Genomic DNA, 11,238 nt, shown 5'->3' with positions numbered 1-11,238 from the left:
TAAGATGGAAAAATTTAATAGACAAGAACAATTAAAGCAGTTACATGCAGAACGAAAAGTTAAAACCGAGAAAAAAGTTAATAAAGCAATAAATGATTTGATTCAAAAAAATGAAGAAATTAACTTTAATATTGTTTCTAAGCATTCAAAAGTTTCTAAAGCCACTTTATATAATAATAATAAAATCCGAAAGAGAATCGAGAAGTTACGTGAACAAAGCAAAGAAATATTTGTTCATAAAAATAAAAGTGACGGTAAAGATGCGTTAATTTCTTCTTTAAAAAGAAAAGTAAGTTCTTTAGAAAAAGAGAAAAAGGTGCTCAAAGATGAAATAAACACGCTATATAATAAAATATATGAAAATATTTAACATGTAAGTAAAAAGAAATAATTCAAGTATATTCTGAAAACATTCAGATATACTTGAATAGAAAATAGTGTTTTCGATATAGTTTAGGAGATATTACAAACATTAGTATTAAAAAAAGTATGTTTAGTATTTGTAGAATCATAAAATATAAAATAACCATTAATTGCATCAATTTTCAAGATTTTTCCTGTATAGTTTGAAATGTTGCCGTCTTCCCAATATGTGATTGTACATAACTCATCATTTTGAATTTTTATTTGAAAAATCTGATCTAAATTATCTAATGAATCATGTGTTAGTAATGGTTTTTCAATTTTATCTTGATCCTTTATAATTTGCTCTAAAATTTCAAACTGTTGCGGAAGAGTCGCAAATGCTTGCCATTTGATTTTTCCTCGACCTTGTGGGATTTTTTTGTTTAAATATTCTCTTGGAATATTTCTATAATCAGTTTCATATTTATATTTGTCAGGAACGTTTGGATTAGGAATCATAAAATCACCTCACCATAATTATAGAACGTATGTTCTATAATGACAAAGAATTTATATCTTAAATGAAAGGTTGAGTAAAATTATCGAGTTTATAAACAATAAAGAAATTTTAAATATACTTTTGGGTGCTTTTATAACAATATTGACTGGAACTGTAATGTTTGTAATACAAAGCACTATGAAATATTTATTTAAAAGAAGAGGAAATTTGTATATCTACTTTAAACATGTTCCTAGTATAATAACTTCTAAACCAATGTGTAAATTAAAAGAAGCAGAGAATTTATATAGAATTCAAGTTCCTTTATGGATAGAAATTCATAATACTAAAGAAATAAAACAAATAGTAAGAGATTTCAATATTGAGGGTTATTATAAAAATAAAAAAGTATGAATTGTTTTTTTATTTAGATACTAATAAAAAAATTGATATGTTAAATGTAAGGTATTTTGATGGATATGATAAAACAAAAATATATACGCTAAAAAAATTTGATGGGGATATGAAGATAGATATTCAAGATTTAGATAGTAGGTGGAGAAGGTTAAATAATTCAAAGAAACACTCGCATTAAACGAGTGTTTCTTTGAATTGTTTTATTTGATTTTTGATTTCATCTCTAACACGTTGGAATTCTGCCCATTCTTTACCTGCTGGATCATCAAAACCCCAATGCTCTTTTTTTACATTTGGTGGTAAAATAGGACAATTATCGTCTGCATCACTACATAACGTTACGACCAAATCTGATTGTTTTAAAATATCATTATCAATCAAGTCTGATGTATGGCTTGATATATCAATATCTACTTCTTTCATAGCTTCTATAGCTTTAGGATTAACACCATGTGTCTCAATACCAGCAGAATAGACATTCCAATCTTCACCTAATATTTTCTTTCCCCAACCCTCGGCGATTTGGCTACGACAAGAGTTGCCAGTACATATAAAATAAATTGTTTTTTTATCCATAATTAAAGCCTCTTTTCTTAAAATATAATTAGTGTAAGGTATAAACCTAAGAGTGTTATAAATAGTACTGGAATAGTAATAATGATTCCGGTTTTAAAGTACGTTCCCCAAGAAATCTTTACACCTTTTTGTGTTAAAACATGTAACCACAATAATGTTGCTAAAGAACCTATTGGCGTAATTTTAGGTCCTAAATCAGAACCTATGACATTCGCATAAACCATACCTTCTTTAATAGTTCCAACTACATTTGATTGTCCGATAGCAATAGCATCTATTAAAACTGTAGGCATATTATTCATAATTGATGATAAAAAGGCCGATATAAAGCCCATGCCCATGATACTGCCAAACAATCCATGAATTGAAATATTAGATAATATGTCGGCTAAAATTGTTGTGATACCTACATTTTTTAAACCAAATACAACTAAGTACATACCAATAGAAAATACAACAATATTCCATGGCGCACCTTTAATGACTTGTTTCGTATGTACTGCCCTAGACTTACGCGCTAATAATACGAATATTAAGGCAATGATACCAGCAATGATTGATACAGGTATTTGTATAAACTCACTAACAAGATATCCCACGAGTAGTATTGCTAATACAATCCATGAAATTTTAAATAGTTTTGGATCTTTAATTGCGTCTTTAGGCATCGTAAGATTTTCTGTATCGAACGTTTTAGGTATAGATTTTCTGAAATATAGCCATAAAACAAGAACACTAGCAATCAGAGAGAATATATTAGGAATAATCATTCGACTAAAATATTCAATAAATCCAATATCGAAGTAATCTGCAGAAACGATATTAACTAAGTTACTTACAATTAAAGGTAGTGATGTAGTATCAGCAATAAAACCACTGGCAATAATAAAAGGAAAAATCACTTTTTTATTAAATCCTAGATTTCTTACCATCGCTAATACAATGGGCGTTAAGATTAAAGCTGCACCATCATTTGCGAAAAATGCTGCTACAATTGCCCCAAGTAGCATGATAAAAATAAACATTTTTAAGCCATTACCGTTTGAGGCCTTGACCATATGTATCGCAGACCATTCAAAAAAACCAATTTCATCTAATATTAATGAAATAAGAATAACAGCTACAAAGGTTAAAGTTGCATTCCAAACAATACCTGTTACTTCTAATACATCAGAAAAACTTACGACCCCTGTAATAATAGCAATGACAGCTCCAATTAAAGCTGTAACACCAATATCTAAACCTTTCGGTTGCCATATCACAAAGATTAAAGTTAAAAGAAAAATCACAATTGCTAAAGCTGTCATCATCAACATTCACCTGATTTCACATTTTTACATATACAGCGTTGATCAGAAGTATTAACGATAGTTAAATTTTTATTGACGTCATCTAAAATAGCATGATTAAGTTGATACATGTGTTTGTTACCGTCTTTTCTTGTAGTAACTATATTGTTTTCTACTAACGACTTCATATGATGACTTAGAGTTGGTTGTGAGAATTGAAAGTGTTCTAGTAAGTCACAGGCACATAATTCACCACAAGATAGTAAATCTAGTATTTCTAATCTGCTTGAATCTGATAAAACTTTTAATATTGCTGATAATTCTTTATAAGACATAAATATACCTCCTATTCATAACATAGATTAACATCTATATAGCTTTGTGTCTATGTAGTTTTTCGACTAATTTTAGTATTAGATTAGAATGCGTCGTAAATAACTAGTTTTATTATCTTGCAAAAGTTAAAATAATAATTTATAGTTAATACATCAAAAAAAGTTGATGTATTGTTTTAGTATTTTATAAAGGAGTTCTATTTTATGAGAGTAAATCATGCAAGTACACTATCTGTTGATTATTTTGTTAGTTATTTGAACCTAATCATGATATCAAGAGAAGTCACTTTAAAAGAAGCTATAATATATATGAAGAAAGAGTTTTTTTAAGGAGAGACTGATATGTATGGTAAAATGACAGAAACTCATTTTAATTTAGCAATACAAGAACTTAAACAAAAATAGAGGTATGTAAATATAAGAGAGGTGATCTTTCAATGGAAGTTATTAAATCTAGCCCTAATAGAACCGAGGAAGAACAATTAGATTTTTATGAACAGATGTTTAATGCACTTGCTGATAAAATTAGACTTAAAATTCTACATTCAATACGTCAAAGTGATACAAAATCTTTGTGTGTATGTGATTTAGAGGAATTATTAGAATTAAAACAATCTAAGCTTTCTTATCACCTAAAAAAATTAGTAGATGCCAATATTCTTATTGCTGAAAAGCATGGTACATGGAACTATTATAAAATTAATGAGCAACAAATACAGGTAGTTTTAAAAGAAGATACTTGTTGTAAGATACTATAAGTATCTTCTTTTAATATAATATTAATCAACTTTTTTTGATTAATACATCAAAAAAAGTTGATTAAATAAATTCGGAGGGGTTATACTGATGTTAGATTCAATTATAGAATTCATAAAAACATTTTTAATGTTGTTTTTTGAATTATTAGTACTATTCATAATCGTGAGCTTTATTGTAAGCCTAATTCAACAAATTGTTTCAGAAGAAAAAATCAAAAGTCTTTTGAGCAAACCAAATCAAGCAATTAATTACATATTGGGGATGATATTTGGTGCTATTACACCGTTTTGTTCTTGTTCTACAATCCCAATACTCGCTAGGTCTATTAAATTCTAAAGTACCTTTTGGTCCAGCAATGAGTTTCTTGATTGCTTCACCATTAATGAATCCATTAATGCTGTTTATGTTATGGGCTTTATTAGGCTGGAAAGTTGCTATTGTTTATTTTTTAGTACTAGCAGTTTTTAGTATTTTAACAGGTTTAGTATTTTCAAAAATGAATTTAGCTAACAGTTATAAAGGAGTTAATGTTAAAGGAGACGGATTTTTTGCGAATAAAACAGGATCTCGTTTTAAACAAGCATTAAATGACGCATGGGCGTTTTTATATCCAATGCTTCCTTATTTATTTATTGGTGTGTTTATTGGTGCCTTTATATATGGGTTCGTACCCGAAACATTTATTACTAAATATGCAAGTGGAGATGGTATTTTATCCGTATTCATTGCTTCTATTATAGGAATTCCTATGTATATTAGATCCGAAACAATGTTACCTATAGCTGAAGCGTTAGTATCAAAAGGAATGTCTTTAGGAACAGTTGTTGCGTAGATCATTGGTGGCGCTGGTGCAAGTATTCCAGAAGTTGTATTGCTATCTAAGCTATTCAAGAAAAAATTTGTAATATCATTTATTATCGCAATTTTAGTTGTAGCTATTGCTACTGGCTTAATTGTTAATTTAATTATTTAAGGAGGTGAATTAAATGGGAATCAAAGATGTGTTGAATAAATTAAAACCCAAAGACCAAGAATGTTGCTCTGTAGAAATTGAAGAAAGTAAAGATGTTAAAGAAGAGAAGGATGAGAAAAAAGAAAATAATAAATGTTGCTAAGCTAGAAAAGATACCGTTTTTTAATCGGTGTCTTTTTAAATTTGACATATAATATATGTTTATTATGTTAGATTTATTGTTAATATTATATTTATATTAATTTAGTACATATAATAAAAGGTTGCCATTTAACCATGCCACGACCTTTGGGTATATTTGGATTTAAATATTCTCTAGGGATATTTAAATAATCAGTTTCATTCTTAAATTCTTTCGGAATCATTTTACCACCTCAATATCATTATAGAACTTAAGTTCGATTTAGTGAAGTGATAATTCATTATATTGTATTTGTAATAAATCTCTATTAAAATGAAACTATCATAATATGGAGGGGTTTTCATAATGACGATAGGTTATGTCGGTACTTATACAAAAAAAGAAGGTAAAGGGGTCTACCGTTTCCAACTTGATGAACAAACAGGGAAAATAATTGAAGTTGAAACTGGGTATGAACTAGAAGCCTCAACTTATTTAAATCAACATCATTCATTTTTATATGCAATAAATAGAGAAGGCGACAATTGTGGTATCGCTAGTCTTAAAATAGAGGAAGATGGTAAGTTAAGTCTCATTAATAAATGTTTAGCGTCAACAGCTGGTACTGGCTGTTATGTTGCGGTATCACCAGATGGTAAATATATTTTTGAAACTGTTTATGGTGCAGGATTAGCACGTATATATGAAGCAAATCCACATACAGGAGAAATTATTCGACTTATACAGGAATTAGCTCATGATTTTCCAACTGGTCCATCAGAGCGACAAGATCATGCACATATTCATTTTATGGATATCACGCCGGATAAAAAATATGTAGTGGCGATGGACTTAGGTACAGACAAATTAGTGACATATGAGTTTGGTAATGAAGGATACAGTGAATATGCTGTGTTTGATTTTGAACCAGGTGATGGGCCTAGACATATTACTTTCCATGAAAATGGTAAATATGCCTATGTAGTTCATGAAATATCAAATATTGTAAGTACAGTAAAATATGAAGATGGTAAATTTACAGAAATAGAACGTCATTTAACGATTCCAGAAAATTTTGAAGGCGATACAAAATTAGCAGCAGTGAGGCTATCAAAAGATCAAAAATTCTTATACATTAGTAATCGAGGGCACGATAGTATTGCTATTTTCAAAGTAGCTGATGAAGGCGACATGATTTCATTAGTGGATATTGTATCAAGTGGCGGCGAGTTTCCACGTGATTTTAACATTACTGATTCAGATGATTACTTAGTGTGTGCACATCAAGAAGGTGATTATGCGCTTACTGTATTTAGACGTGATAAAGTAACAGGTGAACTGGAAAAAGTAGACGATAAACACACTGCGCCTGAAGGTGTTTGTGTACAGTTTTTACAAGAAATATAAACTTAGAAGTTTATAAAATAACCCAATTACTAACTTAATAACAAAAAAATGCGCCTTTCCCAAATGTAATGGGAAGGCGCATTTTTATGCTATAGAACTTTCATAAACAGAGTTACTTATTAAAGAAGGTCTTAATATATTTAAATTTCCCTTTGTATGGTGGAAACAATAAACTTGATTCAAGTCGAGTGGATTTAAAAATATATGATTTGTCATGGCTAAATGTATCGAAACTGTATTTACCATGGTATTGACCAATACCAGATGCGCCAACACCACCAAATGGTAAGTTTGAATTTGCCAATTGCATCAAGGTATCGTTAATTGCGCCACCACCAAATGATATTTCATTTAATACACGTTCTGTCGCATTTTCATCTTCGCTAAACAAATATAAGCTTAGAGGTTTAGGTTTGGAACGTATCAAATCAATAGCTTCATCAAAATCATCATACGTAATGATTGGTAAAATAGGTCCGAAAATTTCGTCTTCCATTATTTTAGCATTAAAAGTAATGCCATCTAATAGTGTAGGCGCAATGTACCTTTCATCTTCATTTGATTTACCACCAAAGGCAATCTCAGCATGATGTACCTTTAATAAATTATCTAAACGACTAAAGTGTTTATGGTTTACAATACGTCCAAAATCAGGACTTTCTTGAACGTTGTTACCGTAAAATTCGGTAATGGTTTTTTTTAGCGCTGCGATTAATTCATCCTTCACTTTACGATTCACAAGTATATAGTCAGGAGCAACACAAGTTTGTCCAGCATTTGTAAATTTTCCAAAACTGATACGTTCACTTGCGACTTTAATATTTGCTGTTTCATCAACAATTACTGGAGATTTACCACCAAGTTCTAACGTTACAGGAGTTAAATTTTTACTTGCTGCTTGATACACAATTTTACCAACTTGTTCGCTACCTGTGAAAAAGATATAGTCAAATGGTAATTGGATTAATGATTGTGTAGTTTCAGCATCACCTTCACAAATACTAATATATTCAGGATCGAATACATCCTCGATTATATGTTTAATAACTTCTGAGACGTTTGGCGTGAATTCAGAAGGTTTGAGTATGGCAGTATTTCCAGCTGCTATAGCGCCAATAAGTGGTTCAATTAATAATTGGAAGGGATAATTAAAAGGTCCAATTATTAAAACTGTGCCATAAGGCTCTTTTATGATATAGCTTTTAGTTGGAAACATATAAATTGGTGTATTGACTTGTTTTCTTTTAGCCCAATTTTTAAGTTCTTTACGCGCGTTTTTAATATTCTTTAAAGTGAAACCAATTTCTGTAGCATAAGCTTCAACTTTATTCTTACCTAAATCTTTTTGAAAAGCCTCTAATAAGGCCTCTTCATGGTTTTTGATACTTTTACCTAAAAGTTTAAGTTGTTTTCTTCTGAATTTTAAATCTTTAGTCACGTGTGTTTTAAAATATTGAGTACTATTGTGGAAAGTTTGCTCTATTGAATTCAAATATATTCCTCCTAGTATGATAGATGCAATTCGTAAGTATAAGTGATAAAAAACTGGAACATATGAACTATGCTCCAGTATAATGAATTTTTAAATCTAGATATTTAATTAAAATCACCTTAAAACTGTACTAACTTAAAGGCGTTTGACTAGTTTAAAGCGTCTGTGATTTGTGGAACTACTTGTTTTTTACGTGATACAACACCAGGTAAGAACGCAGTATTGTTATCAAGCTCTACATCGAAAGCAATGCCAACTTTATCTTTTTCAGCACCAACGACTAAGATTTTAGAGTCGCTATTAATAATGTCTGTAACAACTAAGACAAATAAATCATATTTTTCATTAGCACTTACTTCTAACATTTCTTTTTCCAATTCTTCTTGACGTGCAAACACTTCATCAATATCAACAGTATTAACTTGTGCGATACGAGTTACATAGTCACCCATGTTGAATGACTTTGCGTCCATAGTTAAAATGTCTGTTGCTGATTTTTCTTTAGTAGAAGCGCCAGCTTTTAACATTTCTAAACCATAAGTTTCTAGGTCAACACCAGCAATTGATTTTAATGCTTCAGCTGCTTTTACATCTTCTTCTGTACAAGTAGGTGATTTGAACAATAGACTATCTGAGATAATTGCTGATACCATTAATCCAGCAATTTCTGGTTTGATTTCAAAACCGCGTTCTTGATACATTTTGTATAAAATTGTAGCTGTACAACCGACTGGTTCAGAACGGTAGTATAGTGGTGCTGCCGTTTCAAAGTTAGAAATTCTGTGGTGATCGACCACATGTTGAATTGTAGCATCATTAATTGAATCAGCACTTTGTTGGAATTCATTATGGTCTACTAATATTACTTTTTGATCGGATAAATCATCATTAAGTAACGCTGGTGCAGTTACATTAAAATGATCTAAAGCATATTGTGTTTCAGGTCCTACTTCGCCTAAACGGTATGCTGTAGCTTCAGTGTTACCTGTTTGTTGTTCGAAATCTGCCATGATAATAGCAGATGAAATTGCGTCTGTGTCTGGATTTTTATGTCCGAAAATATAAGTTTTTGCCATATCTAAATTCTCCTTATTTATATAGTTACTATTATTCTAGCACGATTTTGCATAGTTATTCTACTACAGCACCTAGTGAATTTTTAAAATGATCTAAAGCCCATGCATGACCCGAAGGATTAAAGGAAGCAACCCCACGATGTGAAATAGTTATTGCGTACCCTAGATTATAAGCACTAATTGCTGAATGAAGCACGCAAATATCTGTACATACTCCGACAAATTCCAAGTGTGTAATATTTCGCTCTCTTAGCATTAAATCTAAAGAGGTCCCACAGAAAGCATCGTAACGTGTTTTATCTAGGTAATGTATGTGATCATTAAACAAAATATTTTGATAGATATCATTCACTTTGCCATAGAGTTCTCTACCAACAGTACCAATAATATTATGTGGAGGGAATAAATTACTTTCTGGGTGATATTTATTTTCTTCATAATGTAAATCCATCATGAAAAAGATATCGTGTTGTTTTTTGTTGTACACTTCAATTCGTTCAACAATATAGTTTTCAATCTGCTGACCTGGTAGGCCGCAAGTTAATTTTCCGTTGTCAGCTACAAAGTCATTCGAGTAGTCAACAACGATTAATGCGCTTTTCTTCATAAGATAAAAACACTCCCAATAAACAATATAAAAGTAATTATATACTAAGTCGCTCAATCAATAAAGGGAGTGTAAATGCGTTTGAAAGATATCATTTTTGTATATTATAAAGTAATAGCTCAGAAAGGAATTAGCATATGATAATTAATGCAAAACAATTTGGTTTAAAAGGAAAAAGTAAATACGCAGATACAAGAGCGATACAAAAAGCGCTAAATTATGCTAAGAAGCATAAACCAACGACGATATATGTACCAGAAGGTGAGTATCATATACGTAAACCACTCGTTATATATGATTCAACAACGTTGTTACTAGACGAAGCGGCAGTGCTTAAAAGATGTGGAAAAGATACATTGTTGAAAAATGGACGCAGATTCAAATTGTATTATGGGTATAAAGGCAATAGTCATATCCACATATCTGGTGGCACATTTGATATGAATGGTTTCAAATATCCATACAATAATACAACAATGTGCATGGGACACGCAGAAGATATTCAGATACAAAATGTAACTTTTAAAGATGTTGTAGGCGGGCATTGTTTAGATGCGTGTGGTATCAATGGATTGTATATCAATAATTGTAAGTTTTTAGGATTTAGAGATCCAGATGGAACGCGTTTTTTCTCTGAAGCGGTTCAGATAGATATACAGGTTCCGGGTGCTTTTCCTAAATTTGGTGCTACCGATGGAACAATTACTAAAAATGTAATTATAGAGCATTGCTATTATGGTAATTCAGATACACCCACAATGCAGAGTTGGAATCGTGCAATAGGCTCACATGCCAGTCGTTATGATCAGTATTATCAAAATATTCATATCCGCTATAATATATTTGATGGATTGAATCAATACGCACTTACCCCATTGAAATCAAAAAATACTTATATTCATCATAATATATTTAAAAATTGTGCTGGTGGGATAAGGTTTTTAGCAGTTAAAGACGGTAAAAATGCGAAAGACTTAAAAGGTAAAGAGCGTGGGACACAAGCTGGCAGTAATTTAAATATTTATCAAAATAGTTTTATTGGTGAAATGAGTAACGAATCAATACGCATTCAAAGTTATAATGAAGTTAAACATCAAGCTGTACTTATAGCTGATAATAGTTTTGATCATTCATCACAAAATATGCATTTACAAGATATAGAGAGATTAATACTATTTAATAATAAAGAGAGTGATATTAAAATAAAAAAAGTTCGTGTAGAATGATTATATTTTTGAAATAAAATCATAAATATTCTTTATATAAGCGATTAAAAATACTGACCCTATTTAAAATATATTATGTTATACTCTAATAAATTATTATGAATATTCAGATAATA

General features: G+C 30.5%; 14 protein-coding genes and 2 pseudogenes. 8 read left to right on the top strand and 8 right to left on the bottom strand.

Going from position 1 to position 11,238, the window contains the following annotated elements; genetic code table 11:
- Positions 1–4 precede the first annotated feature (4 nt).
- Positions 5–370 carry a DUF6262 family protein gene (locus D9V42_RS12350; protein WP_122065195.1) on the top strand — a complete coding sequence of 122 codons (366 nt, stop codon included), beginning with the start codon at positions 5–7 and terminating at the stop codon, positions 368–370.
- 83 nt (positions 371–453) lie between these two features.
- Here D9V42_RS12350 and D9V42_RS12345 read toward each other — a convergent pair whose 3' ends face one another.
- Positions 454–864: a YolD-like family protein gene (locus tag D9V42_RS12345; protein ID WP_107556395.1), complete on the bottom strand. Its 411-nt coding sequence runs from the start codon at positions 862–864 to the stop codon at positions 454–456.
- Positions 865–934: 70 nt separating this feature from the next.
- Here D9V42_RS12345 and D9V42_RS15135 point away from each other — a divergent pair, with 70 nt between their 5' ends.
- Positions 935–1,258, top strand: a complete 324-nt coding sequence (locus D9V42_RS15135) for a hypothetical protein (protein WP_158593191.1) — start codon at positions 935–937, stop codon at positions 1,256–1,258.
- 177 nt (positions 1,259–1,435) lie between these two features.
- On the opposite strand, the gene arsC is transcribed toward D9V42_RS15135, so the two are convergent.
- Genes arsC through D9V42_RS12320 form a run of 3 tightly spaced genes read right to left on the bottom strand, consistent with a single transcriptional unit; the run spans position 1,436 to position 3,461 of the window.
- Complete coding sequence (gene arsC, locus D9V42_RS12330) at positions 1,436–1,837, bottom strand: arsenate reductase (thioredoxin) (RefSeq protein ID WP_122065189.1); 402 nt, start codon at positions 1,835–1,837, stop codon at positions 1,436–1,438.
- A 17-nt stretch (positions 1,838–1,854) separates the two neighbouring features.
- Positions 1,855–3,147, bottom strand: coding sequence for an arsenite efflux transporter membrane subunit ArsB (gene arsB, locus D9V42_RS12325; protein WP_167456109.1), 1,293 nt, complete (start codon positions 3,145–3,147; stop codon positions 1,855–1,857).
- Positions 3,147–3,461, bottom strand: a complete 315-nt coding sequence (locus D9V42_RS12320) for an ArsR/SmtB family transcription factor (RefSeq protein WP_107556391.1) — start codon at positions 3,459–3,461, stop codon at positions 3,147–3,149. The genes arsB and D9V42_RS12320 overlap by 1 nt, the downstream gene beginning before the upstream one ends.
- A 204-nt stretch (positions 3,462–3,665) precedes the next feature.
- On the opposite strand from D9V42_RS12320, the pseudogene D9V42_RS12315 reads away from it, so the two are divergent.
- The 4 genes and pseudogenes from D9V42_RS12315 to D9V42_RS15310 all read left to right on the top strand — a co-directional run bounded on the left by D9V42_RS12315 (position 3,666) and on the right by D9V42_RS15310 (position 5,335).
- Positions 3,666–3,866, top strand: a pseudogene (locus tag D9V42_RS12315) (hypothetical protein).
- 32 nt (positions 3,867–3,898) lie between these two features.
- Positions 3,899–4,219: an ArsR/SmtB family transcription factor gene (locus D9V42_RS12310; RefSeq protein ID WP_122065187.1), complete on the top strand. Its 321-nt coding sequence runs from the start codon at positions 3,899–3,901 to the stop codon at positions 4,217–4,219.
- 88 nt (positions 4,220–4,307) lie between these two features.
- Positions 4,308–5,193: pseudogene (locus tag D9V42_RS12305) on the top strand (permease).
- Positions 5,194–5,206: 13 nt separating this feature from the next.
- Positions 5,207–5,335 (top strand): alcohol dehydrogenase, encoded by a 129-nt coding sequence (locus D9V42_RS15310; protein WP_069796513.1) that lies wholly within the window; start codon positions 5,207–5,209, stop codon positions 5,333–5,335.
- A 91-nt stretch (positions 5,336–5,426) separates the two neighbouring features.
- Here the strand turns inward: D9V42_RS15310 and D9V42_RS15580 are convergent, their stop codons facing one another.
- The gene (locus D9V42_RS15580) at positions 5,427–5,558 is read right to left on the bottom strand and encodes a hypothetical protein (protein WP_267920894.1); all 132 of its coding nucleotides are present in this window, start codon (positions 5,556–5,558) and stop codon (positions 5,427–5,429) included.
- 119 nt (positions 5,559–5,677) lie between these two features.
- Between D9V42_RS15580 and pglS the strand changes: the two genes are divergently transcribed.
- Positions 5,678–6,721 carry a 6-phosphogluconolactonase gene (gene pglS / locus D9V42_RS12300; protein ID WP_122065186.1) on the top strand — a complete coding sequence of 348 codons (1,044 nt, stop codon included), beginning with the start codon at positions 5,678–5,680 and terminating at the stop codon, positions 6,719–6,721.
- Positions 6,722–6,833: 112 nt separating this feature from the next.
- Here pglS and D9V42_RS12295 read toward each other — a convergent pair whose 3' ends face one another.
- The 3 genes from D9V42_RS12295 to D9V42_RS12285 all read right to left on the bottom strand — a co-directional run bounded on the left by D9V42_RS12295 (position 6,834) and on the right by D9V42_RS12285 (position 9,896).
- Positions 6,834–8,213 (bottom strand): aldehyde dehydrogenase, encoded by a 1,380-nt coding sequence (locus tag D9V42_RS12295; RefSeq protein WP_122065184.1) that lies wholly within the window; start codon positions 8,211–8,213, stop codon positions 6,834–6,836.
- A gap of 149 nt (positions 8,214–8,362) precedes the next feature.
- Entirely contained in the window at positions 8,363–9,289 is a 927-nt protein-coding gene (locus D9V42_RS12290) for a manganese-dependent inorganic pyrophosphatase (RefSeq protein WP_107555406.1), read from the bottom strand.
- Between the two features lie 55 nt (positions 9,290–9,344).
- Positions 9,345–9,896, bottom strand: coding sequence for a cysteine hydrolase family protein (locus tag D9V42_RS12285; protein WP_017723461.1), 552 nt, complete (start codon positions 9,894–9,896; stop codon positions 9,345–9,347).
- Positions 9,897–10,033: 137 nt separating this feature from the next.
- Here D9V42_RS12285 and D9V42_RS12280 point away from each other — a divergent pair, with 137 nt between their 5' ends.
- Complete coding sequence (locus D9V42_RS12280; protein ID WP_122065182.1) at positions 10,034–11,122, top strand: glycosyl hydrolase family 28-related protein; 1,089 nt, start codon at positions 10,034–10,036, stop codon at positions 11,120–11,122.
- The last annotated feature ends 116 nt before the right edge of the window (positions 11,123–11,238 follow it).

Source organism: Staphylococcus pseudoxylosus (genome assembly GCF_003697915.1).
GTDB lineage: Bacteria > Bacillota > Bacilli > Staphylococcales > Staphylococcaceae > Staphylococcus > Staphylococcus pseudoxylosus.
Note: the sequence above shows the minus strand (reverse complement) of the source record. Positions and strands in the feature narration are given on the sequence as shown.